27 protein-coding genes and 1 pseudogene are annotated in these 25,192 nt (G+C 67.8%); 12 read left to right on the forward strand and 16 right to left on the reverse strand.

Features of this window, described 5'->3' with window-relative positions:
• Positions 1–9: 9 nt before the first annotated feature.
• The 3 genes from ACFIMZ_RS33250 to ACFIMZ_RS33260 all read right to left on the reverse strand — a co-directional run bounded on the left by ACFIMZ_RS33250 (position 10) and on the right by ACFIMZ_RS33260 (position 2,887).
• Positions 10–1,257 carry an MFS transporter gene (locus ACFIMZ_RS33250; protein WP_431823666.1) on the reverse strand — a complete coding sequence of 416 codons (1,248 nt, stop codon included), beginning with the start codon at positions 1,255–1,257 and terminating at the stop codon, positions 10–12.
• A gap of 108 nt (positions 1,258–1,365) precedes the next feature.
• The gene (locus tag ACFIMZ_RS33255; RefSeq protein ID WP_059893724.1) at positions 1,366–1,689 is read right to left on the reverse strand and encodes a hypothetical protein; all 324 of its coding nucleotides are present in this window, start codon (positions 1,687–1,689) and stop codon (positions 1,366–1,368) included.
• Between the two features lie 115 nt (positions 1,690–1,804).
• Complete coding sequence (locus ACFIMZ_RS33260) at positions 1,805–2,887, reverse strand: porin (protein ID WP_431823667.1); 1,083 nt, start codon at positions 2,885–2,887, stop codon at positions 1,805–1,807.
• A 333-nt stretch (positions 2,888–3,220) separates the two neighbouring features.
• On the opposite strand from ACFIMZ_RS33260, the gene ACFIMZ_RS33265 reads away from it, so the two are divergent.
• Together ACFIMZ_RS33265 and ACFIMZ_RS33270 are read left to right on the forward strand one after the other, a co-directional pair.
• Positions 3,221–4,135 (forward strand): helix-turn-helix domain-containing protein, encoded by a 915-nt coding sequence (locus tag ACFIMZ_RS33265; RefSeq protein ID WP_060170466.1) that lies wholly within the window; start codon positions 3,221–3,223, stop codon positions 4,133–4,135.
• 100 nt (positions 4,136–4,235) lie between these two features.
• The gene (locus ACFIMZ_RS33270) at positions 4,236–4,868 is read left to right on the forward strand and encodes a LysE family translocator (RefSeq protein WP_431823668.1); all 633 of its coding nucleotides are present in this window, start codon (positions 4,236–4,238) and stop codon (positions 4,866–4,868) included.
• A 34-nt stretch (positions 4,869–4,902) separates the two neighbouring features.
• On the opposite strand, the gene ACFIMZ_RS33275 is transcribed toward ACFIMZ_RS33270, so the two are convergent.
• Complete coding sequence (locus ACFIMZ_RS33275; protein WP_431823669.1) at positions 4,903–5,472, reverse strand: hypothetical protein; 570 nt, start codon at positions 5,470–5,472, stop codon at positions 4,903–4,905.
• 104 nt (positions 5,473–5,576) lie between these two features.
• Positions 5,577–6,035, reverse strand: coding sequence for an Lrp/AsnC family transcriptional regulator (locus ACFIMZ_RS33280; RefSeq protein ID WP_006486309.1), 459 nt, complete (start codon positions 6,033–6,035; stop codon positions 5,577–5,579).
• 125 nt (positions 6,036–6,160) lie between these two features.
• Between ACFIMZ_RS33280 and ACFIMZ_RS33285 the strand changes: the two genes are divergently transcribed.
• Positions 6,161–6,898, forward strand: a complete 738-nt coding sequence (locus ACFIMZ_RS33285) for an AzlC family ABC transporter permease (RefSeq protein WP_431823670.1) — start codon at positions 6,161–6,163, stop codon at positions 6,896–6,898.
• Complete coding sequence (locus ACFIMZ_RS33290; RefSeq protein ID WP_010097871.1) at positions 6,891–7,190, forward strand: AzlD family protein; 300 nt, start codon at positions 6,891–6,893, stop codon at positions 7,188–7,190. The genes ACFIMZ_RS33285 and ACFIMZ_RS33290 overlap by 8 nt, the downstream gene beginning before the upstream one ends.
• A gap of 55 nt (positions 7,191–7,245) precedes the next feature.
• On the opposite strand, the gene ACFIMZ_RS33295 is transcribed toward ACFIMZ_RS33290, so the two are convergent.
• The 6 genes from ACFIMZ_RS33295 to ACFIMZ_RS33320 form a co-directional block, all read right to left on the reverse strand.
• A complete protein-coding gene (locus ACFIMZ_RS33295) occupies positions 7,246–7,989 on the reverse strand; it encodes an SDR family NAD(P)-dependent oxidoreductase (protein WP_431825428.1) in 744 nt (247 codons plus the stop codon).
• A 13-nt stretch (positions 7,990–8,002) separates the two neighbouring features.
• The gene (locus tag ACFIMZ_RS33300) at positions 8,003–8,476 is read right to left on the reverse strand and encodes a cupin domain-containing protein (RefSeq protein WP_431823671.1); all 474 of its coding nucleotides are present in this window, start codon (positions 8,474–8,476) and stop codon (positions 8,003–8,005) included.
• Positions 8,477–8,540: 64 nt separating this feature from the next.
• Positions 8,541–9,161: a LysE family translocator gene (locus ACFIMZ_RS33305; RefSeq protein WP_431823672.1), complete on the reverse strand. Its 621-nt coding sequence runs from the start codon at positions 9,159–9,161 to the stop codon at positions 8,541–8,543.
• Between the two features lie 148 nt (positions 9,162–9,309).
• Positions 9,310–9,960: a hypothetical protein gene (locus tag ACFIMZ_RS33310; RefSeq protein ID WP_431823673.1), complete on the reverse strand. Its 651-nt coding sequence runs from the start codon at positions 9,958–9,960 to the stop codon at positions 9,310–9,312.
• A gap of 208 nt (positions 9,961–10,168) precedes the next feature.
• Complete coding sequence (locus ACFIMZ_RS33315) at positions 10,169–11,521, reverse strand: pyridoxal phosphate-dependent decarboxylase family protein (RefSeq protein ID WP_431823674.1); 1,353 nt, start codon at positions 11,519–11,521, stop codon at positions 10,169–10,171.
• 10 nt (positions 11,522–11,531) lie between these two features.
• The gene (locus ACFIMZ_RS33320; protein WP_431823675.1) at positions 11,532–11,831 is read right to left on the reverse strand and encodes an ArsR/SmtB family transcription factor; all 300 of its coding nucleotides are present in this window, start codon (positions 11,829–11,831) and stop codon (positions 11,532–11,534) included.
• A 288-nt stretch (positions 11,832–12,119) separates the two neighbouring features.
• Between ACFIMZ_RS33320 and ACFIMZ_RS33325 the strand changes: the two genes are divergently transcribed.
• Positions 12,120–12,542: an NUDIX hydrolase gene (locus tag ACFIMZ_RS33325; protein WP_431823676.1), complete on the forward strand. Its 423-nt coding sequence runs from the start codon at positions 12,120–12,122 to the stop codon at positions 12,540–12,542.
• Between the two features lie 275 nt (positions 12,543–12,817).
• Here ACFIMZ_RS33325 and ACFIMZ_RS33330 read toward each other — a convergent pair whose 3' ends face one another.
• Positions 12,818–14,293, reverse strand: a complete 1,476-nt coding sequence (locus ACFIMZ_RS33330) for a PLP-dependent aminotransferase family protein (protein ID WP_431823677.1) — start codon at positions 14,291–14,293, stop codon at positions 12,818–12,820.
• 130 nt (positions 14,294–14,423) lie between these two features.
• Here ACFIMZ_RS33330 and ACFIMZ_RS33335 point away from each other — a divergent pair, with 130 nt between their 5' ends.
• Entirely contained in the window at positions 14,424–14,900 is a 477-nt protein-coding gene (locus ACFIMZ_RS33335) for an N-acetyltransferase family protein (RefSeq protein WP_431823678.1), read from the forward strand.
• A gap of 16 nt (positions 14,901–14,916) precedes the next feature.
• On the opposite strand, the gene ACFIMZ_RS33340 is transcribed toward ACFIMZ_RS33335, so the two are convergent.
• From ACFIMZ_RS33340 to ACFIMZ_RS33350, 3 genes are all read right to left on the reverse strand, one after another.
• Positions 14,917–16,050, reverse strand: a complete 1,134-nt coding sequence (locus ACFIMZ_RS33340) for a branched-chain amino acid ABC transporter substrate-binding protein (protein WP_431823679.1) — start codon at positions 16,048–16,050, stop codon at positions 14,917–14,919.
• 42 nt (positions 16,051–16,092) lie between these two features.
• Entirely contained in the window at positions 16,093–17,169 is a 1,077-nt protein-coding gene (locus tag ACFIMZ_RS33345; RefSeq protein WP_431823680.1) for an ornithine cyclodeaminase, read from the reverse strand.
• Between the two features lie 64 nt (positions 17,170–17,233).
• Positions 17,234–18,277, reverse strand: coding sequence for a histone deacetylase family protein (locus ACFIMZ_RS33350; RefSeq protein WP_431823681.1), 1,044 nt, complete (start codon positions 18,275–18,277; stop codon positions 17,234–17,236).
• Positions 18,278–18,393: 116 nt separating this feature from the next.
• Here ACFIMZ_RS33350 and ACFIMZ_RS33355 point away from each other — a divergent pair, with 116 nt between their 5' ends.
• The 5 genes from ACFIMZ_RS33355 (at position 18,394) to dbpA (ending at position 23,221) form a co-directional block, all read left to right on the forward strand.
• On the forward strand, positions 18,394–18,882 hold the full coding sequence (locus tag ACFIMZ_RS33355) for an Lrp/AsnC family transcriptional regulator (protein WP_431823682.1): 489 nt from the start codon (positions 18,394–18,396) through the stop codon (positions 18,880–18,882).
• Between the two features lie 47 nt (positions 18,883–18,929).
• Complete coding sequence (locus tag ACFIMZ_RS33360) at positions 18,930–19,199, forward strand: hypothetical protein (protein ID WP_431823683.1); 270 nt, start codon at positions 18,930–18,932, stop codon at positions 19,197–19,199.
• Positions 19,200–19,707: 508 nt separating this feature from the next.
• Positions 19,708–21,330, forward strand: coding sequence for a malate dehydrogenase (quinone) (mqo, locus tag ACFIMZ_RS33365; protein ID WP_431823684.1), 1,623 nt, complete (start codon positions 19,708–19,710; stop codon positions 21,328–21,330).
• Between the two features lie 297 nt (positions 21,331–21,627).
• Positions 21,628–21,825 carry a hypothetical protein gene (locus ACFIMZ_RS33370; protein ID WP_010089753.1) on the forward strand — a complete coding sequence of 66 codons (198 nt, stop codon included), beginning with the start codon at positions 21,628–21,630 and terminating at the stop codon, positions 21,823–21,825.
• 1 nt (position 21,826) lies between these two features.
• A complete protein-coding gene (gene dbpA / locus ACFIMZ_RS33375) occupies positions 21,827–23,221 on the forward strand; it encodes an ATP-dependent RNA helicase DbpA (protein ID WP_431823685.1) in 1,395 nt (464 codons plus the stop codon).
• Between the two features lie 16 nt (positions 23,222–23,237).
• Here the strand turns inward: dbpA and ACFIMZ_RS33380 are convergent, their stop codons facing one another.
• A complete protein-coding gene (locus tag ACFIMZ_RS33380; RefSeq protein WP_431823686.1) occupies positions 23,238–24,062 on the reverse strand; it encodes a phosphate/phosphite/phosphonate ABC transporter substrate-binding protein in 825 nt (274 codons plus the stop codon).
• Between the two features lie 97 nt (positions 24,063–24,159).
• Between ACFIMZ_RS33380 and ACFIMZ_RS33385 the strand changes: the two are divergent.
• A pseudogene (locus ACFIMZ_RS33385) lies at positions 24,160–25,184 on the forward strand (fatty acid desaturase).
• The last annotated feature ends 8 nt before the right edge of the window (positions 25,185–25,192 follow it).

The following is a 25,192-nucleotide window of genomic DNA, read 5'->3' on the forward strand; positions in this document are numbered from 1 at the left end:
GCGGGCGCGTCAGTCGAGCGCCCGGTCCTTCAGCTCCGGAATCAGCGTGACCGTGACGATCATGTCCAGCACGTACAGCGCGGCCAGCATCGCGATCGCGATCTGAAACGAGTAGCGCGCGGCGAGCGCGCCGACGACGAGCGGCCCGAGGCCGCCGATCGCGCGGCCGACGTTCCACAGCACGTTCTGCGCGGTCGCGCGGACTGCCGTCGGATACGCTTCGGACATCAGCGTGCCGTAGCCGCCGACCATGCCGTTCACGAACATGCCCATCAGCGCGCCGGCCCACAGCATCGTGCCCGGGTCCGTCAGCCGCGAATACGCGAACACCATCGCCACCGAGCCGACCTGGTACAGCAGGAACGTCGGCTTGCGGCCGATGCGGTCGGCCAGGTGTCCGAACACCCAGACGCCGGCCATCATCCCGAGCACGGTCGCCGCGGTCCACAGTCCGGACTTCGTCAGCGAGAAGCCGAGCTGCTTCGACAGGAACGTCGGCATCCAGATCATGATCCCGTAGTAGCCGAAGTTCTGGACCGCGCACAGCACGACGATGCCGATGCTCGTGCGGGCCGTGCGCGCATCGGCGAACAGCAGGCGGAAACGCGCGCCGGTGCGCGCCGGCTGGCGGCTGCGGACGAACACTTCCGGCTCGTGCAGCTTGTTGCGCAGCACCCAGGCGACGATCGCCGGCAGCACGCCGATCGCGAACATGCCGCGCCAGCCGACGGTCTGCAGCAGCAGCGGCGTCAGCAGCGACGCCGCGAGCACGCCGCTCTGCCAGCCGAGCGCCACGTACGACGACACGCGAGCCCGCTTGCTGGCCGGCCACGCTTCGGCCGCGAGCGCCATGCCGATGCCGAACTCGCCGCCGAGGCCGATGCCGGCGATGGTCCGGTACGCGAGCAGATCCCAGAAGCCCTGCGCGAACGCGCACAGCCCGGTGAACACCGCGAACAGCAGGATCGTCCAGGTCAGCACGCGCACGCGGCCGTAGCGATCGCTGAGCGCGCCGAAAATCACGCCGCCCGCGACCGCGCCGACGAGCGTCCACGTGACGAGCGCCCCCGCCTGCTGCGCGCCGAGCTGCAGCGACGCCGAAATCGCCGGCAGCATGAAGCCGAGGATCAGCAGGTCGAAGCCGTCCATCGCATAGCCGATGGCCGAGCCGGCCAGCACTTTCCACGCGTAGCGCGACACCCGCTCGGGCGGTGCGCCGGCGGGCGCAGCCGCGGAGGATCGAAGGTTCGCTTCCATATTGTCCGTATCGTGAGGAGGGGAGATCGATGCCGGCGGTCCGCATCGCGGCCGTTTGTCGTTTTTTTTAGACAAACGGCCCGAGCAGATCGGCGCCGGCACTGCGCGTCAGACGACCAGTTCCTTCGACACCTGCGCGGCGAAGCCGTTGAGGGCCGCGAGCAGCGCGTCGTCCGAGTGCAGGCTCGCGTCGCTCAGCCGCCGCGCGTGCTCGCGCAGCTCGGCGAGAAACGCCTGCACCGTCTCCGTGCAGACCGCCACGCCTTCCTGCCGTTCGGCGAACGTCGCGGCCGCCTGCGCGAGCAGCACCAGCGCCGCCGATTCGCGCCCGTGCGGCGCCGCCGCGTCCCGGCAGCGCGTGGCGAACCGGTGAATGTCGGAAAAGCCGACGATGTCCTGTGCCAGCCACTGCGTGGCGTCCAAAAGGTTCATGCCTTCCTCCTCGTCTAAATATTTAGACTACTCGCATCAAAAATGGAATGCAAGCGTCCGATGTATCGGGGTAAACCGGGAAACTGCGCGGGAAGCCTCGCATCGCGCGCCTTCGTCAGAAACGCGTGCGCAGGCCCGCGCCGTACGTGATGCCGGTCGACAGCCCGCCGACGTGATCGACCTTGATCGCCGAATAGACGTCGGTGCGCTTCGACAGCAGATAGTCGTAGCCGAGCGCGGCGGTGCCGCGATGCTCGCCGTCGGCGCTCGACCCGCTCGAATGCGTATACGCATAGCTTGCCAGCAGCGATCCGACGCCGATCGGCACGCTGACGCCCGCCTGCACCGTATCGCCGTGGAAGTTGCCGCGCTGCGCGCGGTTCGCGACATTCATGTACTGCGCGAACAGCTTCACGACACGCCAGTCGTACGACGCGCCGATCTGCACCGTGCGCTGGCTCGACAGGCCGGGCGCCGCGGCGAGCGCGCCGCCGAGATCGCCGGGCGTCGCGCTGAAATTCACGTACTGGAACACCGCGGCGGCCGCGAACGCACCGCGCGCGTAGTTCGCGTTGACGCTCCATTTCTTCGCGCCGTTGCGGCCGGCCGTATTGCCGAGCGCATACAGCAGCCCCGCATTGAATCCGCCGAACGTCGGGCTCGTATAGGCAAGCGCGTTGTTCCACGCCGAATCGCCGACCACGCCCTCGGCGCCCGCGCCTTTGAACGTATGGAAGATCATCGGCGAGAACGTGTACGAATTGAACAGCGGGTTGAACTGGATCGTCGCGAGATACAGCGGCGTCGTGATGCGGCCGAGGCGAAGCTGGCCGAACCGCGTCTGCAGCCCTATGTACGCGTTGCGCGAAAACGGGTTGTCCCCGCTGTAGCGGCCGTATGCGCCGCTTTGCGGTTGAAAGTAGCTCTCGAGCACGAAGATGGCCTTGTTGCCGTTGCCGAGATCCTCGGTGCCGCCGATCCCCCAGAACGATGTCGTCATCCCGCCGCCCGACTGCACGATCGCCGTGCGGCCGCCGGGAGCCTTCACCGAGCCGACGAACGCGTCGGCGACGCCGTACAGCGTCACGCTCGACTGCGCGTGCGCGAGCGGCGCGACGCATAGGGCGCCTGCCGCGCCGGCCATCAGGAATCCTGCCCGGAAACGGGTCGGCGGGGTCTGCGGGGTCCGCGGTGTCATGCTTTCTCCTCCCGGCGCAACGGGCCGGCACGTGGGAATGATTGGAATGTGCGATGTCTCCATCGCCGACAGCGTCTGCGTTTTCGCCGGTTGTCCAAATATTTAGACGGCGTGTGCGCGCGCGGACGCGAGCCGGTTGCCGGCCGCTACCGCGCACAAGACGACCGCAAGCCGCGGGTGCGCATGCATCCGCTGTCGTCTACGTTAAAATACCCGATACAAAAAAATAGACAAACATCAGCCATCGCGGCGACTCCGGCATGACGGCCGCGCGGCGCCTTCGCGCAACATGGTGTTTGTCGGTTTTTTTCACCTGCCACCCAGAGGTACTCCATGCCCACAGCCGGTTCCCGAAAAACACGCCTGCGTGGCGCGCGCTTCGATTTCAACAGCATTGGCGAGCGCTTGCGCGCGTACCGGATGGCCGCCGAGCTGCGCAGCGAGGATGTCGCCGAGCGGCTGAACATCTCGCGCGCGGCGGTCTACAAGCTCGAACGCGGCGAGATCGTGAAGATCGATACGCTCGAGCGGCTCGCCGCCCTGTTCGGCGTGTCGCTCGCGAACCTGATGGGCGTCGAGGTCGAGTATCACGATTCGGCGATCAGCTATTTCGAGCGCATGCGGCAGCTCGAGAGCCGCTCGCAGCGGATCGTCGCGCATTTCGATCCGTTCTCGTTCCTGCTGACGTCCGACGACTACGAAGGCTGGCTGCGCCAGATGCTCGAGGAAAGCATCCCGCCGTCGCTGACCGACGCCGCGTGGCGGCAGACGCTGTCGAAAGTGATGGCGATCCTCGCGGACCGCAAGGCCGCGTTCCGGCGCGCCCCGCTGAACGTGACGAGCCTGATCGGGCTGCGCCAGATCGAGCAGTTCCTGCACCACGGCCTGGTCGGCCGCCTCGGGCTGCCGACCGGCGTGCAGCTCGAGCGCAAACTGGCCGCGCGCCGCGAGGTGATGCGGATCGTCGGGATGCTCGAGGACGATGCGAAAGGCGTACGAATCGGGATCGTCAGCGACAACCTGCCGAACGAAACCTTCCAGATCTTCGAGGACGACGACAGCGCGCATATCGCGGTGTCGCCGTTCCGGCTCGGCGAGCTGCCGAACATTCGCACGGGCATCGCGACGATCACCACGTCGGCCGATGCCGTCGCCATGTATCGGAAGATGATCGACCGGCTGTGGACCGATTCCACGAAAGGGGCCGACGGCGCAAAGCTGCTCGTCGACTTGCTCGACCGGGTGTAGTGCCGCGTCGCGTCGGCCACGCGCCATCCCGGTTGACCGGCATCGCGCGCGTTCCTACACTGTTCCTCCTTTTGCGCCGAACCGGTGCAGAGGAACGCCCATGATCGACTTCTCCACGCTCGCGCTGTTTTCGGGCGCGTGTCTCGCGCTGACCGCCACGCCCGGCCCCGACATGCTGCTGATCGCGTCGCGCAGCGTCAGCCAGGGCCGGCGCGCCGGGTTCGCCACGCTGGCGGGCATCCAGGCCGGCACCTACTGTCACGCGCTGGCCGCCGCGCTCGGCCTGTCGCAGCTGTTCCTGGCCGTGCCGATCGCGTATGACGCCGTGCGCTTCGCCGGCGCCGCGTACCTGCTCTATCTCGCGTGGAAGACGTTCCGCTCGGACGCGACGTCGCTGACGCCGGACGCGTCGGCCCCGCGCCGCTCCACCGCGACGATCTTTCGCCAGGGCCTGACGACGAACCTCCTCAACCCGAAGATGGCGCTGTTCGTGCTGGCGCTGTTCCCGCAGTTCATCCGGCCGGAGAACGGCTCGATCGCCGTGCAGATTCTCGTGCTCGCGACCGTGCTCAACCTGGTCGGCCTCGTGGTCAACGGCGCGGTCATCGTGTCCGCGAGCCGGCTGAGCCGCCGGATCGGCGCGCGCCGGCGTCCGTCGAAACTGCCGCAGTACCTGCTCGGCACCGTGTTCGTCGGGCTCGCCGCGCGGCTCGCGGCCGCCGGCCGGAGCTGACCGCCCGCGTCGCGCCGGCCGCCCGTTCACCGTTTCACCGGTTCGCGCCCAGCGACACGCGCAGCACCTCCATCAGCCGCGTGTAGTGCGTGCGCACTTCGGCGCCGTCCACGACGTTCTCGGTCGCAAACCGCTCGTACCACGCCGGGTTCCATGCGTACGTGCCATGCTTCGTGCGATCGCCGTTCGGCGCCTCGACGAGCGAGCGGATCCGCGCATCCTGGCCCGCGCCCGTATGCGTCTCGAACAGCGCATGGATGTAGGTGTGGTACGCGTCGTACACGTCGTCGCCGAACAGGTAGCGGTAGATGTGGAACGCGCGGTCCAGCTCGCGCTTGGCCCGGATCACGTCGTCCGGCGAAATGTCCTTCCAGTGGCCGATCCACGTGTAGAAGCACAGCAGCTGGTTGAGCAGCGGCGCGACCGCGTCGTAGAGCGCGAGCCGTTTCTCGATCAGCTTCTGGTTGGTCCACTGCACGAGCTCCAGCCGCTTCAGCCGGCGCGCGACGAGCCAGCCGAGGCAGGCCACCGACAGCGGCGTCAGCACGCCGAGCACGAGCTTGACGATTTCCAGCGAATTCCACGGATTGTTGAGTGGCTGCATGAATGGCTCGACAAGAAGTAGCGCATCTGTCCCGGCGCATGACCGGGCGCGCGGCGAAGCGGCATGGCCCGCCAGTTTATCCGGCGAATGTGACCGGCGCGGCGCTAGGTCGGCAGCGCCGACGTGAGCTTGACCTTCTGCATCGGAATGTCGGTCTTCACGCTCAGCACGCCCGGAATGCGCGTCAGGTATTCCATCTGGAACCGCCGGTAGTCGTCGATGTCGGCCGCGACGACGCGCAGCAGGAAATCGCAGTCGCCCGCCATCAGATGGCACTCGACGACTTCCGGCATCTGCTGGACGGCCTCGGCGAAGCGGTTCACGGATTCCGCGTCCTGCCCCTTCAGCCACACGCGCGTGAAGATCGTCAGCCCCTTGCCGACCTTCGCGGGGTTCAGCACGGCCACGTATTTCTCGATCACGCCCGCTTCTTCTAGCAACCGCACGCGCCGCAAGCACGGCGACGGCGAAAGCCCGACCTCGTGCGCAAGCTCCACGTTCTGCATGCGGCCGTCGCGCTGGAGCGCGCTCAGGATCCGCCGGTCGATGGCATCAAGCTTCATTTGGCATCCAATTCCAAAAAATCCGCGCATCGCGCGTTAGATGCCAAATTCTCCGAAAGAACTGGCCACAACGCAACCCGATTCGAGTCAAAAAAGCAGACAATCCTTCTCCCGAAGGAGGTGTGATGAGCAGTAGTGTTTCAACGTCGACCGGGCTGCGCCAGCAGTCCGCGTTCTTGCTGGAGATGGGCCGCGGCCTGCGTGCGTCGCTGCCCATGATGCTGGGTTTCGTTCCGTTTGCGCTGGTGCTGGGCGCGCAGGCCGCGCAGAAGGGCTTGAGCCTGCTCGAAGTGCCGATGCTGACCGGTCTCAATTTCGGCGGCGGCTCCGAATTCGCGGCCATCCGGCTGTGGACCTCGCCGCCGCACATCGCGCTGATCGTCGCGATGTCGTTCCTGGTGAATTCGCGGCACATCCTGATGGGCGCCGCGTTCGCGCCGTACATCCGGCGCCTGCCGCGCAGGCGCGCGTTCGCGGCGCTGTTCTTCATGTGCGACGAGAGCTGGGCGATGTCGCTCGCCGACGCGCGGCAGCGCTCGGCCGACCACATCAGCGTCCCGTATTACGCGGGCGTGGCCGCCGGCCTCTACATGACGTGGCTGTCGATGACGACGCTCGGCGCCGCGCTCGGGCCGACGATCGGCGACGTCGAGCGGTACGGCTTCGACATGGCGTTCACGGCGGTTTTCCTGGTGCTGCTCAGAGGCATGTGGAAGGGCATGCGCGCGAGCCGGCCGTGGTTCGTCAGTCTCGTCGTCGCGGCCGCCACGCACCTGGCCGTCCCGGGCGCGTGGTACGTCGCGGCCGGCGCGTGCGCGGGGCTGATCGCCGCCGTGCTGTGGGAGCCGCGCGATGATGCCTGATTTCCACACCGTCGCGACCATCGTGCTGATGGCGTCGACGACGTACCTGTCGCGCATCCTCGGCTACGTGATGCTGCGCAACCGCACGCTCAGCCCGCGCATGACGGCGGTCATGGAGAACGTGCCCGGCTGCGTGCTGATCTCGGTGATCGCGCCGGCCTTCGTGTCGAGCCGGCCCGCGGACCTGCTCGCGCTGGCCGTCACGCTGCTGGCCGCGACCCGCCTGTCGATCCTGCCGACCGTGGCGATCGGCATCGTGTCGGCCGGCGTGCTGCGGCATTTGCTCGGGTAGGCGGAAGCGGCGCGCCGCCTGGCGCCGCTCCCGGCTACCTTGCGGCATTCCATCCCTACGTCAGGTTCAGCCCGCCGTCGAGCAGCACGACCTCGCCGGTGACATAGTCCGACGCGGCCAGCATCGCGACCGTCTGCGCGACGTCGTCCGGCTGCGCCGCGCGGCGCATCGGCGCGTGCTCGCGCCAGCGCTGCTGCGCATCCGTCCAGCCGGCGGTCAGCGGCGTGTCGACGAGGCCCGGCGCGACCGCATTGACGCGGATGTCCGGCGCGAGCGACAGCGCGAGCAGACGCGTCAGGTGGTTGAGCGCCGCCTTCGTCGCCGCATACGGAATCGACGCGCCCTTCGGCCGCACGCCCGCGTGCGAACTGACGTTCACGACGCACCCGGGCCGCCCCCGCGACGCGGCTTCGCGCAGCGCCCGCTCCGCTTCGGCGACCAGCCGGAACGGCGCGATCACGTTGACTTCATGCAATTCCTGCCAGATCGCCGGCGTGGCCGCGGCAAGATCGTCGTGCGGAATCACGCGGCTGATCCCCGCGTTGTTGACCAGCAGGTCGAGCCTGCCCCACACGGCGAGCGCGTCGCGGACCAGCCGCACCCGCTCGGCGTCGTCGGCCAGATCGGCCTGCACGTATGCTGCCGCGCCCAGCGCGCGCGCCATCGCCTGCCCCGTTTCGGCGGAGCGTCTCGAATGCAGGATCACCGCGTAGCCGTCCGCCGACAGACGCCGCGCGATCGCGGCGCCGATGCCCGACGTGGAGCCGGTGACGAGTGCGACAGGCCGCGCGTCGTTCATGAACATGACCGGATCATGCCTGTTCCTCGTCGTCGGGCAGATCGATCATCGCCTCGCGCTTCCCGGCCCAGAACATGCGCTTGCCGCTTCTCGGGTAATCGCACACGTCGTGCTCGAGTCGCTGCCCGCAGACGAAAATCACCAGCGGCTCGTCACCGGTGTTCACCAGCGTATGCGCGTCGCCGCCCCGCGCGAAGCCGAGGAAATCGCCCGGCCCGACCGCGTGGTCCTGCTCGCCGATCGTCGCCGTCCCGCTCCCGGACAGCACGTAGACGAACTCATCTTCATACCAGTGCCGGTGATACTCGGCGGACGCGTGTCCTGGCATCAGCGTGATCAGGTGCACGCCGAGCTGCGTGAGCCCGGTCAGGTCGCCGATCGATTTTCGCAGGCGCACCGCGTTGCCGTTCAGCGAATGGACCGCGCGCTCCGGTTCCATGTTTGCGATATCGGCGGCTTTCAGCAGTTCACGGGGTTGTGTGGACATGGTTGTTCTCGCAACGAGGCTTGCAACGTTTTGGGGGGAGGGGACGGCGGATGCCGAAAACGCATCAGCGCATGAACTGCCGGATGCCGAGCGCGACGATCAGCGCGCCGCAGACGCGGTCGACCCAGCGTTTCGCGCGTCGATACATGGACGCGATCGCGTCATGCGACAGCACGAGCGCGACGAATCCGTACCAGCAGGCGGCGGTAACGCCGACGGTCGCCAGCATCGCGAAGAACGTCGCGGGCGACACATGGGCCGGCGCGGCCGACGAGAACACCGCCGCATAGAAAGCGATCGATTTGGGATTGGCGAGGTTGGTCGCGACGCCGTGCAGGAACGCCGGACGCAGCCCGGCGGACCCGGCCGCCGCGCCCGCGCGGGGCTGCCCGGGCGCGCCCGAAGCCGCGATGAGCCGCAGCCCGAACCAGACGAGATAGGCGGCGCCGGCGACGCGCACGAGCGCCGCGAGCCACGGAAACACGGCGAATACGACACCGATGCCGAGGATCGCGCAGCTCGCCCAGAACAGGTTGACCATCACGATGCCCGCGACGAGCGCGAGCGACTCGGCGCGCGCGCCGGACGCGGCGCGATGCGCGACCGCGACGAAGTTCGGGCCGGGTATCACGACGCCGGCGACATAGACGGAAAACACCGCCGCAACGGCGGACGAGTCGATCATGCGGGACCTTCGGGCAAGGAGGAACGGATCGCGACGGTTCAGCGTGAACGCTATTTTGCGATATTTCGGGACGATCCGGTGGCCCGTATGCTTCCGGGCTTTTCAATCACTTGCCGAAGGTCAGTTGCCATTTGTTGCCATTTATGAATCAAAGCGGCGGGGCGATCGTCAGCGTGGTCCCTCCACTTACATTCGTGATGCCGCTGCCGGCGCAAGCAGTAAGAAAATCAGGCTGGCTCAGGGACGTGAGCGTGCTGACGCCGACGGCGGATTGACCCTTGAATAATCCAGCGGAAATGTTACCCGTTTGCGTAATGACGAAATTCCCGTTGACCGCACTGCTCGTGGCGGTATAGCTGAACGTACTGGACTGTCCGTTCGACCAGCGGATGACTTTCGTCGCGGGTCCTCCGCCAAGCAACATCTGGCACGATAAATCGGCAACACCTTGAGCGCTCTCGGTGGCCGAGTTGATGCCGGACACCCCCACCACGAGGCACGGCGACAGGCTTGCCGTGTCCGTCACGACAAGGTTCCGCTGGGTGTTCGTCAATGCCGGATTGAATGACAACGTCTCGCTTCCGGTGCAAATGACCGTTTGCGCGCCTGCCTGTTCGGAAAAACCGGCCAGGGTAACCATCAGGAATAACGATGCGAACAGTGTTTTGATTGATGCGCGGCCACTTGTTTTTAGCGTCTTCATTTCCGCCTCCTGACTTTCTTTAAATACTTCGTTAGCGCGGTTAAATATCAGCCATTCGCGCGTAAACGAGACTAGCAGCGGGTCGGAGGCGGACAAATAATTTATTGTTATGATGAATGGCGGCGGCACCAGTTCCGATAGATATTAATTAATCCCCTTAAAATATAATCCATCGAATTAAACCGAGATGCCAATTATTGCGAATTGCGCGAGGCTTTGATTGATAGCGGGACTGTGCGAGTTGGCGAAACTCCGAAGGCCGCAGCACGGCGGACGGACGCTCGGCCCGCCCGCCGCGCCCCACTTACGCCGAGTGATGCTTGTACAACTCGGCGAGCAAGTCGACGAGCCGGTCGACGTGCGCTTCCTCCGTGCGCCACGACGACACGCTGATCCGGAACGCCGGCCGCCCTTGCCACACGGTCGGGCCGAACCACACGTCGCCCGACGCCTGCGCGGCCTCGCGAATCGCGACGGTCTGCGCGTCCGTATCGGCGCGCACCAGCACCTGGTTGAGCACGACGCGGCTCAGCACGTCATAGCCGGCCGCGCGCAAGCCCGTCGCGACACGCGACGCCAGCGCGCAATGCCGGTCGATCATCGCGGCGACGCCATCGCGGCCGAGCGAGCGCAACGCGGCCCAGATCGGGATGCCGCGCGCCCGTCGCGAGAACTCGAGGTTGAGGTTCATCTGCGCGTCCCGCGCGGCGCTCGAATACGCGGCGTCGGCGTTCATCGCAACGGCGAGCGCGTCGGCGTCCCGGCAGATCACCATCGCGCCGTCGTACGGCGTGTTGAGCCACTTGTGGCCGTCGGTCGTCCAGCTGTCCGCGCCGTCGATGCCGTCGGTCAGCGCCGCCTTCGACGACGCGCGCGCCCACAGGCCGAACGCGCCGTCGACGTGCACCCACGCGCCTGCCGCCTTCGCGCGCGGAACGAGCACCGCGAACGGATCGAATTCGCCGGTGTTCACTTCGCCGGCCTGCATGCAGAAGATCGTCAGGTCGTCGAGCGGCGGCAGGCGATCGGGATCGATGCGCCCGTGCGCGTCCACCGGCGCGACGACGATGCGCTTCATCCCGAAGCCGAGCACCCGCAGCGCCTTCTTGACCGTGATGTGCGCGAGCGCCGAAATCACCACCTTGACCTCCGGCGCGCCGATCAGGCCATCGCCTTCGAAGTCCCACCCCTTGCGCGCGAGCAGCGCGCGGCGCGCGGCGGCGATCGCGACGAGCGTGCACGCGGTCGCGCTGGTGCCGAAGCCGACCGCGCTGTCGCGCGGCAGATCGAGCGCGTCGACGACCCAGCGCGCCGCCTGCCGTTCGATCGTCGCGGCCGACGGCGCATTGTCGAACGACGACGCGCACTGGTCCCACGCGAGCATCAGGCGCTCGGCCGCCGCGGCGGCCGGCAGCGCGGCGCCGATCACGAAGCCGAAGTAGTTCGGGCCGTTCGACACGACCGTCGCGGGCGAACCGGCGCCGTCGAGCAGCCGGAGCACGTCGTCGGCCGGCTTCCCGTGTTCGGGCAGCGGCTCGTCGAAGACGGCCAGGTTCGCCAGCGCGGCGGCATCCGGAAACACGCGGCGCGCGTCCACCGACGCCAGATAGGCGTGCGCGCGTCGATCCGCGTCCGCCAGCAGGTCAAGTTCATCCATGTGGGTTCTCTCAGAGTTGCGACAGATCGCGGCTCAGCCGCTTCAGCTCGGCGTCGATCCGCTTGTAGTAAGTGAATTTCCCGAGCCGGGTCGCGCGCACCAGGCCGGCATCCGCGAGGATCTGCATGTGACGCGTGGTCGTCGCCGGCGCGATGCCGAGCTTCTCGGTGATGAACGTGCAGCACACGCCGACCGCTTCAATGTCGGCGTGCTGCTGCGGCGGGAAATGCTTTTTCGGGTTCCCGAGCCAGCGCATCACGGCGAGCCGGCTTTCGTTGGCAAGGGCGCTGATGCGGGTTACGTCATCCACAGAGGCTCACTCGGTAGCGTTGAATATTTTGAATATTAGCTAAATGACGAAATGTTTGCAATCGACGGTGGGATGAGCGGTCGGGCATCGTGCGCGCCATCGAGACGCGCATCGCAAACCGTGCGTCGAGCGCGCGCCGCCCCTTGATCCCGCACGCTTGCGCGCGCGGAGATTCTTTCTTTTCGGTAACGTATCCGGCACCGTCATTTCGTCACCACGCGACGTCAAGGCATGTCATGATTGCCGCTGTCGTCCATCGCAGTCCGCATCAATCGCCCCGCAGCAATCATGAGCCTCCGCCCCGAAGCCGCCGCCATCGTCCGGGAACGCGCGACCATCGTGTGCCGGCAAGGCGCGCGCATCCTGCTCGTCGCGCGCAGGCCGTCCCGCTGGTCGTTGCCGGGCGGCATGGTCAAGCGCCGCGAATCGCCGCTGGCGGCCGCGCATCGCGAATTGTGGGAGGAAACGGGACTGGTGAACCTGCCGGTGGAATACGCGTTCCAGTTCGGCGGGCTGGCGAAGCTGCACCACGTGTTCGTCACCGACGTCGCGCCCGGCGCCATGCCCCGGGCGTGCAACGAGATCGTGCATTGCAGCTGGTTCGAGTCGTCCGCCGTCGCGTCGCTGCCGACGAGCGTGTCGACGCAGACCATCGTCGAGCTGGTGAGCAGCCACTCGTTCGCCCGTCTGGCGCACATCGCGGCCTTCTGATCTCTCCGCCGGCACATCACGCGCGACGCCGGCCACATCAAACTCGCGCCATTCGTGCGCGCGATGTCACGCTCCCATCACGTCCCCGTCACGATTTCGTCACATGACACGATCCGGCGCGGCCGTCACTGCCCCGGGTGCGTCGCGGCCCGCACCGCGCACACGCCAGCCCGCCGGCTCGGCAAACGTGACGGACGACGCGGCGCCGCACCGAATCGTCCGGCCAGATAGGCTATCGATCGTTACGACGCACTGTGCGAACGCGACCGGTTTCGTCAGCCCGCCGCCGCGAGCGCGATCATGTCGCCGATCCGCCGCGCGAACCGGTCCATCTGCTCGGCCGGCACGCCGCCATACCCGAGCACGAGGCCGTTGTAGCCCTGCTCCGTTCCCGGCAGGCAGAACGTCGACAGCGGGCGCAGGATCAGCCCGTGCCGCTGCGCGACGCGGCTGAGCTCGACATCCGCCACCGGCACGTCGAGCCGTGCGGACAAGTGCATGCCGCCGGCCCCGCCCGACACCGTCAGGTGCGCGCGCAGATGCCGCTCGAGCGCATCCTGCAGCGCGGCGCGCCGCTCGTCATACAGCCTGCGCATGCGCCGCAGGTGGCGCGTGAAGTGCCCGGCCTCGATGAAGTCCGCCAGCGCCCGCTGCTCGACCGCGCGCCCGTGCAGCATCAGCGCGCCGGCCGTCTCGCGCAGCGCACGCGCGAGCGCCGGCGGCGCGACCAGGAAGCCGATCCGCAGCGCCGGAAACATCACCTTGCTGAAGGTGCCGAGATAGACCACCGGCGCGTCGTCGGCGAGGCCCTGCACCGCGGCGAGCGGCGCGCCGTGATGACGGAACTCGCTGTCGTAGTCGTCCTCGACGATCCACGCGCCGGCCGCGCGCGCCTGCGCGACCAGCGCGAGCCGCCGCTCGAGGCTCATCACCGCGCCGAGCGGATACTGATGCGACGGCGTGATGTAGATCAGCTTCGGCGGGCGATCGCGCCAGTCCTCCGCGCGCGGCGCCAGCCCTTCGGCATCGACGCCGATCGGCGCGACGCGCAGGTCCGCGGCCAGGAACGCATTGCGCGCGCCGTGATAGCCGGGGTTCTCGATCCATGCGGTGTCGCCGGCGTCGGCCAGCGCGCGGGCGCACAGGTCCAGCCCGTTCTGCGTGCCGTCGGTGACGACGATCTGCTCCGCGCTGCAGCGCACCCCGCGCGACACGCGCAGGTAGCCGGCGATCGCGTCGCGCAGCGTCGCGTCGCCCGCCGGCGACTGGTAGCCGAGCTGCACGGGCCCGGCTTCGCGCCATGCGCGCTCGATGCAGCGCCGCCATTGCGCGAGCGGGAATTCGTCGAGCGCGGGCGTGCCGGGCACGAACGGCAGCGATTCGTCGATGCCGTCGGCCGCGCGCACGACGTGTGCGACGCGCCGCGACAACAGCACGGCATCGCCGCACGCGCCGGCCGTCTCGACCGCCGGACGACGCAGCCCCACGCGCGCGACCACCGTGCCCTGCCGCGTGCCGATCACGAAGCCTTCCGCGGCCAGCCGTTCATAGGCGTACAGCACGGAATTGCGCGCGATGCCGAGCTCGTCTGCCAGCGTGCGCGACGGCGCGAGGCGCGCGCCTTCCGCGATCTTGCCGTCGAGAATCGCGGTGCGCAGGCACGCGTACAGCCGATGCTGCTGCGACATCCGCGCGGGGCCGTGCCGCCCGCCTTCGCGTTCGAACATCGACAGCAATACGCCGTAGTCCATCGTGGCTCCAGGATTCGTGTTAGGCATGGATCTACACATGGTGCCACGATTTTTCTATCGTAAACGCCTGCGCCGTTGCCGGTCACGCCGGTGGCGGCGACATTTCCACGCCAACGAGAGGTCGATGCACATGAACGCTACCGATGCGAGCCTGGCCGTACGCCCCGTCCGGGAGGACGACTACGAGCGCTGGCTGCCCCTGTGGGACGGCTACAACCGCTTCTATGGCCGTTTCGGCGAGACGGCGCTGCCGCTCGAAGTGACGAAGCTCACGTGGTCCCGCTTCTTCGACTGCTACGAGCCCGTGCATGCGCTGGTCGCGGAGCGCGGCGGCGCGCTCGTCGGGCTCGTGCACTTCCTGTATCACCGCAGCACGACGCTGATCGGCCCGACCTGCTACCTGCAGGACCTGTTCACGCTCGACCGCGAGCGCGGCAAGGGCGTGGGGCGCGCGCTGATCGAGGCCGTGTATGCGGCCGCGCGCAGCGCGCGGGCGGAACGCGTCTACTGGCATACGCATGAGACGAATCACACCGCGATGCGGCTCTACGACACCGTCGCGGAAAAATCCGGCTTCGTGGTCTACCGCAAGGCGCTGGCCCGGTAAGCGGCGGGAAGCCGCCTCACATCCGGACGATGTCGAGCAGCACCTTCTTCCCGGCCTGGTACGAGTACACGGAAATCGCGCCGTGCTTCAGGTCGCCTTGCGGCGTGAAGCTGGTCTCGCCGATCACGCCGCGATAGTCGGTGGCCGGCATCGCGGCCAGCACCTTCGCGGCCGACGTCGAGTTCGCGCGCTTCATCGCGTCGACGATGATGTACACGGCGTCGTACGAGAACGGCGCATAGACCTGCAGCGGCTGGTGGTAGCGCGCCTCGTAGCGCTTCGCGAACGCCGCGCCGCCCGGCATCTTCTCGAGCGCGATGCCGGCTTCGGAGCACACGACGTTGTCGGACGCGGCGCCCGCGAGCTTCGGCAGGTCCGTCGAGCACACGCCGTCGCCGCCGAGGATCTTCGCGCGCAGGCCGAGCTGGCGCGCCTGCTTCGCGAGCGGGCCGCCCGTCGCGTCCATGCCGCCGTACATGACCGCGTCGGGATTCTCGCCCTTGATCTTCGTGAGGATCGCGCGGAAATCGATCGCCTTGTCGTTCGTCGCGTCGCGCGACACGACTTTCAGGCCGGCCGCCTTCGCCGCCTTCTCGAACTCGGTCGCGAGCCCCTGCCCGTATGCGGTCGCATCGTCGATCACCGCGACGGTCCGGATGCCCATGCGCTTCGCCGCATAGGCGGCGAGCGCGGGGCCCTGCTGCGCGTCGGTCGCGACGACCCGGTACGTGGTCTTGAACCCCTGCTGCGTGTACGTCGGATTGGTCGCCGCCTGCGAGATCTGCACGATGCCGCCGTCGCGGTAGACGCGCGACGCCGGGATCGACGTGCCGGAGTTGTGATGGCCGACGACGCCCGCCACCTTGTCGTCGACGAGCCGCTGCGCGACCTGCGTCGCGGTGCGCGGGTCGCCGGCGTCGTCCTGCGGATCGAGCTGCAGCGTCACCTTCTTGCCGTCGATCACGAGCCCTTTCGCGTTGATCTCCTCGACGGCGAGCCGCGCGCCGTTCTCGCTGTCCTTGCCGAGGTGCGCGATCGCGCCGGTCAGCGGCGCCACGTGGCCGATGCGCACGATTTCGTCCGCGTGCGCGGACAGCGCGCAGGTCATGGCGACGGCCGCGGCCAGTGCGTTCCTGTGATGTCGGTTCATGTCTGTCTCCTGGTGGGTATGTTGTTCGTGTGGTGCGAGCCGTCAATGCCGGAGGGCCGCGAGCATCACGCGCCCCGCGGCATCCGGCACCATGCGCTCCTCGCTGCCGAGCGCGACGCCGAACAGGTTCTTCGGATCGCGCGGCGTCGGAATGAGGTCGAGCTCGATGCCGATGTCGCGCTCGCGCGCCGCCGCGTTCAGATAGCGCAGCGCCGAGAAATCCTCGAGCGCGAAGCCGACCGAGTCGAACACCGTCACCTGCGCGTCCGACTCGCGGCCGCTCTCTACGCCGGACACGATCCGCTGGAACTCGACCACCGGAGAATCCGCCGGCAACTGCTGGATGTCGCCTTCGATGCGAGTCTGCGGCTCGTACTCGACGACGACGCGCGCGCGCCGCAGGATGTCCGCATGCAGTTCGGTCTTGCCGGGGCAGTCGCCGCCGACGGCGTTCACGTGCATGCCGGCCTCGATCATGTCCGGCGTCAGGATCGTCGCGTTGGTCTTGTCGGCGGTGACCGTCGTCACGATGTCCGCGCCGCGCACCGCGTCGGCCGCCGACGCGCAGCGGATCACGCGCAGGCCCGCGAACGGCGCGAGGTTGCTCGCCAGCTTGTCGGTCGCCGCGGAATCGATGTCGTACACGCGCAGCTCGTCGATGCCGAGCATCTCGTGAAACGCGATCGCCTGGAACTCGCTCTGCGCGCCGTTGCCGATCAGCGCCATCGAACGCGCGTCGCTGCGCGCGAGGAAGCGCGCGACCAGCGCTGAAGTCGCGGCCGTGCGGATCGCCGTCGTCAGCGTCATCTCGCTGAGCAGCAGCGGATAGCCGGTATCGACGTCGGCCAGCACGCCGAACGCCATCACCGTCAGCAGGTCGGCCTTCGTGTTCTTCGGGTGTCCGTTCACGTACTTGAACGCATACAGTCGCGCGTCGGAAGTCGGCATCAGCTCGATCACGCCGTCGGGCGAATGACTGGCGACGCGCGCCGTCTTCTCGAACGTCTCCCAGCGGCGGTAGTCCTGCTCGATGTACGAAGCCATCGTCGTCAGGATCTGCGGGACCCCGACCTCCGTCACGAGCTTCGACACGCTCGTCACATCCAGATATCGCGTCATGCTTGTTGCTCCATCGGTTTGCGGCAGCCGGAGGGCCGCCGTTGAAACGGTCCGCGCGGCACGCTCACGCGCGGCCTTCGAAGCCCAGCAGCACGTTGACCGCGTTGATGCCGATCTCGTCGACCATGTAGCCGCCTTCCATCACGAACAGCGTCGGCAGGTTCAGGCGCGCGAGCGCCTCGCCGATCCGCAGGTAGTCCTGCGAGCGCAGGCGGAAGTGGCTGATCGGGTCGTGCTCGAACGTGTCGACGCCGAGCGACACGACGAGCACGTCGGGCGCGTGCGCCGCGATCGCCGTCGCGGCGCGGCCGAGCGCTTCGTCATACGTGTTCCAGAGCGTGCCCTTCGGCAGCGGCAGGTTCAGGTTGAAGCCTTCTCCCGCGCCCGTGCCGCGCTCGTCCGCGTAGCCGGAGAAGTATGGGTACGACACCGACGGCTCGCCGTGGATCGACACGAACAGCACGTCCGACCGGTCGTAGAAGATGTCCTGCGTGCCGTTGCCGTGGTGGAAATCGACGTCGAGCACGGCGACGCGCGACGCGCCGCGCGCGATGCAGTGCTGGGCCGCGATCGCCGCGTTGTTCAGGTAGCAGTAGCCGCCCATGTACTCGCGGCCTGCATGGTGGCCGGGCGGACGGCACAGCGCGAACGCCGCGCGCGTGCCGCGCGTACCGTCAGACAGCAGGTCGGCGCCCGTCAGCGCCGAGTTCGCGCTTGCGCTCACCGCGCCCCATGTGCCGGCATTGATCGGCGCGCCCGCATCCATCGCGAAGAAGCCGAGCTTGCCGTCGATGAACGCGGGCGGCGTCGCGGCGGCCGGCATCGCACGCACCGGCCACACGAGCGGCAGCGCCTGACACGTGCGGCCGGTCGCGCGCCATTCGTCCCAGGCCCCCGCGAGGAAATCGACGTAGCGCCGGCTGTGCGCGCCCGCATAGCACGCGCGGTCGAACGGTTGCGGCGCGATCACGTCGCCGAGGCCGGTGGCCCTGACTTGCGCGAGCACCGTTTCGGCGCGCTGGGGGTTTTCGAACGAATCGGTGATCGCGCCGTCCTTCAGTTCGACGCCGCGATGCAGGCGATGATCGCTGCTGTAGATCGTGAGCATGGTTGACTGTTGCGATGAGGGTGAGCAACAGTTTATTGACGGCGCACGGCAATAGCTTTGCTTTTCACTTGCGCCTTTCGTACACTTTTGAGAAAACCGCCTACGGAATCTCGAAAATGAGCAAAAATCGCGCTTCAGCTGAACTGGACGGCGTCGACCGCGCGATGCTGCGCCTGCTGCAGGAGGACGGCGCGCTGTCGAACGCGACGCTCGGCGAGCGGCTGTCGCTGAGCGTCACGCCCTGCTGGCGGCGGCGCAAGCGGCTCGAGGACGAAGGCGTGATCACCGGCTACCAGGCAAATCTCGACCGGCGCGCGCTCGGCATGAACGTGTTCGCGTTCGTGCACGTCACGTTCAACATGCACTCGGACAAGGATTCCGACCACTTCGAGAACGTGATGCGGCGTCACGATGAAGTGCTGTCGTGCCACAAGATCACGGGCGCGGCCGACTACATCCTGCAGGTCGTCGCGACGGATCTCGACGCGTATGCGGCATTCGTCGAACACGTGCTCAGGAAGCAGGCCGGCGTCTCGTCGATCCAGTCGAGTCTCGCGCTGCGCGAGGTGAAGTTCTCGTCGCGCGTGCCGGTGCCGGAGGAATGAACGCCGGCATCACGACACCTTATCGCCATTTCACGGAGCACAACCCCATGAAGCGCTTCATCCCGTCAGTCTCGCTGGCCGCGGCAATCGTGCTCGCATTGAGCGCGTGTGCCGCACAACCGAATCCGCCTGCGCAGGCGTCCGCACCGATCGTCGGCGGCGACCGCGACGCGCACGGCTGCATCGGCTCGGCCGGCTATGCCTGGTGCGAACAGACCAGGCAGTGCGAGCGGCCGTGGGAGCTTGCGAAGCAGAAGGGCTTCGCGAATTCGGCGGAAGGGTTCGCGCAGTTTTGCGGAGGGGGTTCCGGCAAGTAAGCGGCTTGCATATCCGTACCTGAATGCGGCCGGAAAATCGGCCGCGACACCCTCTCCGTCACGTCGAATCCCCACCTGCCCGAGCCCCCGTTCCGGAAACCCGGACGCACGAAAAACCCCACAAAAACAAGGCCATTTTCCGCGTGCGACACGGCAATCGACTTCGGTTATATTACGCGCCCCTTGCCACCCCGCCCCCGGCGAAAGCGTCGCGTGCGGCCCTTTTCGACGCAGCCTGAAACCCCAACCGCTCAGGCTTGCCGCAAGGGCCCCGGCGCATTGCGCGCCCACGCGATGCAGGCGATTGCCTGCCTGTCGCGAGTCGCTCCGAAGGTGTCCTTCGCATCGGCTTCGCGTGCGCAAATGCAACGTCCGCCCGCGTCAATCCGGAATCCCGGATTCGCGCGTCCGGATATCCGGACGCGTGTGTCGCCCCGGCCGGACGGCGTGGCAAACCGATGCATCCAAGTTGAAAAAGGGATCTGCTGTGATCAAAACGTTACGGGTAATGCTGTCAGGGCTCGCGCTGTGCGTAGCCGCGTCGTCCGCGCATGCAGCGGACACGAAGAAGGTCGACGTCCTGCTGGTGGGCGGCGGCATCATGAGCTCGACGCTCGGCGTCTGGCTGCACGAGCTTCAGCCGGACTGGTCGATGACGATGGTCGAGCGTCTCGACGGCGTCGCGCAGGAGAGCTCGAACGGCTGGAACAACGCGGGCACCGGGCACTCCGCGCTCGCCGAGCTCAACTACACGCCGGAGAAGCCCGACGGCAAGATCGACATCTCGAAGGCGATCCAGATCAACGAGTCGTTCCAGATCTCGCGCCAGTTCTGGGCATGGCAAGTGAAGCAGGGCGTGCTGAAGAACCCGCGCTCGTTCATCAATTCGACGCCGCACATGAGCTTCGTGTGGGGCGACGACAACGCCCGCTACCTGAAGAAGCGCTATGAAGCGCTGCAGGCGAGCCCGCTGTTCCGCGGGATGCAGTACTCGGAAGACTACGACCAGATCAAGCAGTGGGTGCCGCTGATGATGGAAGGCCGCGACCGCAAGCAGAAGGTCGCGGCCACCTGGACGCCGATCGGCACCGACGTGAACTTCGGCGAGATCACCCGCCAGTTCGTCGGCTACCTGCAGCGCCAGCCGAACTTCTCGCTGTCGCTGTCGAGCGAAGTGCGCGAGATCAAGCGCAACGCCGACGGCACGTGGCACGTGTCGTGGGTCAAGCTGCACTCGAACGAAGCGCCGCAGGACGTCGACGCGAAGTTCGTGTTCATCGGCGCGGGCGGCGGCGCGCTGCACCTGCTGCAGGCGTCGGGCATTCCGGAAGCGAAGGACTACGGCGCATTCCCGGTCGGCGGCTCGTTCCTCGTGACCGACAACCCGGAAGTCGTGAAGCAGCACCTCGCGAAGGCGTATGGCAAGGCGTCGGTCGGCTCGCCGCCGATGTCGGTGCCGCACCTTGACACGCGGATCATCGACGGCAAGAAGATCATCCTGTTCGGACCGTTCGCGACGTTCTCGACCAAGTTCCTGAAGAACGGCTCGTACTTCGACCTGCTGACCAGCACCAACACGCACAACGTGATGCCGATGATGCGCGTCGGCGTCGACGAGTTCCCGCTCGTCGAATACCTGGCCGGCCAGCTGATGCTGTCCGACGAAGACCGCTTCAACGCGCTGAAGGAATACTTCCCGAACGCGAAGAAGGAAGACTGGCGCCTGTGGCAGGCCGGCCAGCGCGTGCAGATCATCAAGCGCGACCCGGTGAAGGGCGGCGTGCTGAAGCTCGGCACCGAGATCGTCAGCGCGCAGGACGGCAGCATCGCGGGCCTGCTCGGCGCGTCTCCGGGTGCATCGACCGCCGCGCCGATCATGCTGAGCCTGCTCGAGAAGGTGTTCAAGGACAAGGTCGCGACGCCCGCATGGCAGCAGAAGATCCGCCAGATCGTGCCGAGCTACGGCACGAAGCTGAACGGCAACCCGGCGAAGGTCGCTGAAGAGTGGGCCTACACGAGCGACGTGCTGCAGCTGTCGCCGCCGCCGAAGATCGACGTCACCGCGCCGGCGCACCCGACGCCGGACGCACCGGCGCGGCCCGCGAAAGCCGCGAACGACATGGCGCTCTGATGCGCTGAGCGGCAACGCGTGATTCGAACGGCCATCCGCGAGGATGGCCGTTTTTGCTTGTGGGGGCCGCGTCTCCTGCCGCCTCGTCTCGCGGCACGCGCGGTATCCGCTAGAATTGCGCCACGCGCGTTCCTGCGATCGCGCCCCCGATCCATCATCCACCCCGACGAACCATCACGCGAACGGCCGCGCCGCGCCCCGCCGTTACACGCGGGCGCCGCGCGCCACGACCGCGCAATGCCGGCGCCCTCACCCGACACGCCGGGGCGCCCAACCGAATTCAGCTGGAGAATGACCGTGTTTACCTGCCGAAACCAGAGCTGCGGCACGCAGTGGGAAGAATCCGACGTCGTCATCAAGGACGAAGGCCAGGGGCTGCTGTTCCGCTGCCCGCTGTGCGGCGCGCGCAACTATCTCGAGCGCTTCGAAGCCGAAGACGGCACCGTCGTCTACGAACAGATGGAAGGCCGCCCTTACCTCGGAGACCTTTCCTGACATGAGCCAACCGACCGCCACGCCGTTCAGCACGCTGCCGCTGACGCCCGCCACGCTCGCCAATCTCGCGCAGCTCGGCTATGCCGACATGACGCCGATCCAGGCCGCGAGCCTGCCGATCGCGCTCGCGGGCCACGACCTGATCGCGCAGGCGAAGACCGGCAGCGGCAAGACCGCCGCGTTCTCGCTCGCGCTGCTGGCGCGCCTCGACGCGCGCCGCTTCGACGTGCAGGCGATGGTGCTGTGCCCGACGCGCGAACTCGCCGACCAGGTTGCGCAGGAAGTCCGCCGCCTCGCGCGCGCCGAGGAAAACGTGAAGGTGCTGACGCTGTGCGGCGGCACGCCGATGCGCCCGCAGACGCAGAGCCTCGAACACGGCGCGCACATCGTCGTCGGCACGCCGGGCCGCATCATGGACCACCTCGACCGCGGCACCCTCGCGCTCGACGCGCTGAACACGCTGGTGCTCGACGAGGCGGACCGGATGCTCGACATGGGCTTCTTCGACGACATCGCGAAGGTCGCGCGGCAATGCCCGCCGACGCGCCAGACGCTGCTGTTCTCCGCCACGTACCCGGACGGCATCGCGAAGCTGAGCCAGCAGTTCCTGCGCAATCCGAAGGAAGTGAAGCTCGCGGAGCGGCACGACGACAGCAAGATCCGCCAGCGCTTCTACGAAGTGACCGAAGACGAGCGGCTGCATTCGGTCGGCCTGCTGCTGAACCACTATCGCCCCGTCAGCACGATCGCGTTCTGCAACACGAAGCAGCAATGCCGCGACCTGCTCGACGTGCTGCACGCGCAGGGTTTCCACGCGCTCGCGCTGCACGGCGAGCTCGAGCAGCGCGAACGCGACCAGGTGCTGATCCAGTTCGCGAACCGCAGCTGCTCGGTGCTCGTCGCGACCGACGTCGCCGCGCGCGGCCTCGACATCGCGCAGCTCGAGGCGGTGATCAACGTCGACGTGACGCCCGACCCCGAAGTGCACGTGCACCGCATCGGCCGTACGGGCCGCGCGGACCAGGACGGCTGGGCGCTGAGCCTCGCGAGCATGGACGAGATGGGGCGCGTCGGCGGCATCGAGCAGGCGCTGAAGCGCGAAGTCGAATGGCACCCGCTCGCCGAGCTGAAGGCCGACGCCAATGAACCGCTGCTGCCGCCGATGGAAACGCTGCAGATCCTCGGCGGCCGCAAGGACAAGATCCGTCCCGGCGACGTGCTGGGCGCGCTGACGGGCGACGCGGGCTTCAGCGGCGCGCAGATCGGCAAGATCAACGTGACCGAGTTCTCGACGTACGTCGCGGTCGAGCGCGGCATCGCGCGCGACGCGCTGCGCAAGCTCAACGCGGGCAAGATCAAGGGCAAGCGGGTGAAGGTCCGGCTGATGGACGAGTGACGCCGGGCGCGCGGCTTCAACCCAGCGCCGGGTAGCCGAGCGCCGCGGCCTCGGCCGCGAACCGCTCGATCGCCGCGTAGTCGTCCGAAGCGAGCCGTGCGAACCCGCGCAACCGCAGCACGCGCGCCCGTTCGGCATCGGCCGCGACGGCGTGGTCGAGCGCATCGCGCAGCAGCACCGCCTGCGCATCGCCGAGCGCGCGCGACGCGATCAGCGGCAGGCCCGGTGCGGGCGCCGTCATGCCGATCGCGCGCACGCCGCGCAGCAGGCCAGGCAGCGCGTCGCGCACGTAGGCGAACGTCACGCAATCGATCGCCGCGCAGTCCGCTTCATTCTCACCCAGCGCGCGCAGCGCGTTCAGATGCGCACCGAACGGCGCCGCCGACGCGAAGAAACGCCCGCCCCGCGCATGCGGCGCGACCGCATGCCGGAACGCGTTCATCCCGCTGTGCGAATCGTCGCCGTTGTATGCGGCACGCAAGCCGCGGCACGCGGCGAGCGTCGTCGCGCCGCCCGCATGCGCACGCGCCGACACGACGAGCACGCTGCGATAGTGCGGGCCTTCACAGCCTTCCACGTCGAATGCGGGCGTCGCGATCAGGCGCACGGCATCGCCGAGCCCGAGCATCCGGTACGGATACCCGCAGGTCTGCGACAGCAGCAGATCGTCGCGGCGCCAGAAGGACAGCAGCTCGCCGAACGGTTCGTCGCGCAGCGCGACGCCGGCCGGCCCGCCCGCGTGCGCGAAGGCGTCGAGCGCATCGCGCAGCAGCGCGCGCCACAGCGCGGCGTGGCGCGGCGTCACGTTGTACATCGGCAGTCCGGCGATCCAGCGGCTCATGCGCGCATTCTACGCAGGATCGCCTGTCCCGCCGTCCGCGATAAGCAAATGCGAATCCATTGATTGGCCGGCCGGCTTCGCCTGGTTAAAGTGAAACATGGCCGAATACTTCGACGTCGATCACGCGCGCGCGATCGCGGCGCTCGACGCCCGCTTCACCGCGCGCACCGAGTGGCCGACCTGGTTGCTGATTGCAGTCATCTACGGCGGCTGGCTCGGCGTGCTGCTGCTCGTGCGCGCGGGCGCGTTGCCGCTCGCCGCCGCTCGCCGCCGCTGATCCTGCTGTGCGCGTGGCACCTGTCGCTGCAGCATGAACTGCTGCACGGCCATCCGACGCGCTCGGCGCGCGCAAACCAACTGCTCGGCTATCCGCCGCTGTCGGTCTGGTACCCGTACACGCTGTATCGCGACACGCATCTCGACCATCATCGCGACGAAGACCTCACCGTACCCGGCGTCGATCCGGAAACGAACTACCTGTCGCCCCGGCAATGGGCGGCGCTACCGCGCTGGCGCCGCGCGCCATGGGTCGCGCGCAAGACCTTCATCGGACGGCTCGTGGTCGGCCCGCCGGCGAGCGTCGCCGCGATGTTCGCCGCGTCGTTCGCGGCGTTCCGGCGCGGCGACCTGCGCTATCTGCCGATGTGGACCGCGCACGTCGCGTGCGTCGTCGCGCTGCTCGCGTGGCTGCAGCTCGCGATCGGCGTGCCGTGGTGGTATTACCTGCTCGCGGTCACGTGGCCCGCGCACTCGCTCGCGATGATCCGCTCGCTGTACGAGCATCGCGCCGCCCGCGATCCGAAGGCGCGCATCGCGATCAACGAGGCCGGCTTCGCGATGCGGCTCCTGTACCTGAACAACAACTACCACCTCGTGCATCACGACCTGCCGAGGCTGCCGTGGTACGACCTGCCGCGCGCGTACCGGATGCGGCGCGACGCGTATGCGGACAAGTGCGGCGGCTTCGTGATCCGCGGCGGCTACTTGGCATTACTGACGCACTATGCGTGGCGGCCGACCGATGCGCCGGTGCATCCGTTCCCGGCAGGCACGGTGTCGCTGTCGAGCGGCGGCGGCGTGCATGTCGCCGTCGTCGACGGGCATCCGCAGGTCAGCACCTGACGGGCTTC

Origin of the sequence: Burkholderia sp. F1, assembly GCF_050813845.1 — a bacterium.
GTDB classification, from domain to species: domain Bacteria; phylum Pseudomonadota; class Gammaproteobacteria; order Burkholderiales; family Burkholderiaceae; genus Burkholderia; species Burkholderia ubonensis.

What these genes read in the sequence shown, in the direction of transcription:
- mqo (WP_431823684.1), top strand. Translation starts at nt 19,708, where the DNA reads ATGCTGTCAGGGCTCGCGCTGTGCGTAGCCGCGTCGTCCGCGCATGCA.
- ACFIMZ_RS33265 (WP_060170466.1), top strand. Translation starts at nt 3,221, where the DNA reads ATGCCCACAGCCGGTTCCCGAAAAACACGCCTGCGTGGCGCGCGCTTC.
- ACFIMZ_RS33250 (WP_431823666.1), bottom strand. Translation starts at nt 1,257, where the DNA reads ATGGAAGCGAACCTTCGATCCTCCGCGGCTGCGCCCGCCGGCGCACCG.
- ACFIMZ_RS33330 (WP_431823677.1), bottom strand. Translation starts at nt 14,293, where the DNA reads ATGGACTACGGCGTATTGCTGTCGATGTTCGAACGCGAAGGCGGGCGG.
- ACFIMZ_RS33285 (WP_431823670.1), top strand. Translation starts at nt 6,161, where the DNA reads ATGAGCAGTAGTGTTTCAACGTCGACCGGGCTGCGCCAGCAGTCCGCG.
- dbpA (WP_431823685.1), top strand. Translation starts at nt 21,827, where the DNA reads ATGAGCCAACCGACCGCCACGCCGTTCAGCACGCTGCCGCTGACGCCC.
- ACFIMZ_RS33290 (WP_010097871.1), top strand. Translation starts at nt 6,891, where the DNA reads ATGCCTGATTTCCACACCGTCGCGACCATCGTGCTGATGGCGTCGACG.
- ACFIMZ_RS33380 (WP_431823686.1), bottom strand. Translation starts at nt 24,062, where the DNA reads ATGAGCCGCTGGATCGCCGGACTGCCGATGTACAACGTGACGCCGCGC.
- ACFIMZ_RS33280 (WP_006486309.1), bottom strand. Translation starts at nt 6,035, where the DNA reads ATGAAGCTTGATGCCATCGACCGGCGGATCCTGAGCGCGCTCCAGCGC.
- ACFIMZ_RS33295 (WP_431825428.1), bottom strand. Translation starts at nt 7,989, where the DNA reads ATGAACGACGCGCGGCCTGTCGCACTCGTCACCGGCTCCACGTCGGGC.
- ACFIMZ_RS33355 (WP_431823682.1), top strand. Translation starts at nt 18,394, where the DNA reads ATGAGCAAAAATCGCGCTTCAGCTGAACTGGACGGCGTCGACCGCGCG.
- ACFIMZ_RS33335 (WP_431823678.1), top strand. Translation starts at nt 14,424, where the DNA reads ATGAACGCTACCGATGCGAGCCTGGCCGTACGCCCCGTCCGGGAGGAC.
- ACFIMZ_RS33275 (WP_431823669.1), bottom strand. Translation starts at nt 5,472, where the DNA reads ATGCAGCCACTCAACAATCCGTGGAATTCGCTGGAAATCGTCAAGCTC.
- ACFIMZ_RS33255 (WP_059893724.1), bottom strand. Translation starts at nt 1,689, where the DNA reads ATGAACCTTTTGGACGCCACGCAGTGGCTGGCACAGGACATCGTCGGC.
- ACFIMZ_RS33325 (WP_431823676.1), top strand. Translation starts at nt 12,120, where the DNA reads ATGAGCCTCCGCCCCGAAGCCGCCGCCATCGTCCGGGAACGCGCGACC.
- ACFIMZ_RS33260 (WP_431823667.1), bottom strand. Translation starts at nt 2,887, where the DNA reads ATGACACCGCGGACCCCGCAGACCCCGCCGACCCGTTTCCGGGCAGGA.
- ACFIMZ_RS33340 (WP_431823679.1), bottom strand. Translation starts at nt 16,050, where the DNA reads ATGAACCGACATCACAGGAACGCACTGGCCGCGGCCGTCGCCATGACC.
- ACFIMZ_RS33360 (WP_431823683.1), top strand. Translation starts at nt 18,930, where the DNA reads ATGAAGCGCTTCATCCCGTCAGTCTCGCTGGCCGCGGCAATCGTGCTC.
- ACFIMZ_RS33315 (WP_431823674.1), bottom strand. Translation starts at nt 11,521, where the DNA reads ATGGATGAACTTGACCTGCTGGCGGACGCGGATCGACGCGCGCACGCC.
- ACFIMZ_RS33270 (WP_431823668.1), top strand. Translation starts at nt 4,236, where the DNA reads ATGATCGACTTCTCCACGCTCGCGCTGTTTTCGGGCGCGTGTCTCGCG.
- ACFIMZ_RS33305 (WP_431823672.1), bottom strand. Translation starts at nt 9,161, where the DNA reads ATGATCGACTCGTCCGCCGTTGCGGCGGTGTTTTCCGTCTATGTCGCC.
- ACFIMZ_RS33345 (WP_431823680.1), bottom strand. Translation starts at nt 17,169, where the DNA reads ATGACGCGATATCTGGATGTGACGAGCGTGTCGAAGCTCGTGACGGAG.
- ACFIMZ_RS33350 (WP_431823681.1), bottom strand. Translation starts at nt 18,277, where the DNA reads ATGCTCACGATCTACAGCAGCGATCATCGCCTGCATCGCGGCGTCGAA.
- ACFIMZ_RS33300 (WP_431823671.1), bottom strand. Translation starts at nt 8,476, where the DNA reads ATGTCCACACAACCCCGTGAACTGCTGAAAGCCGCCGATATCGCAAAC.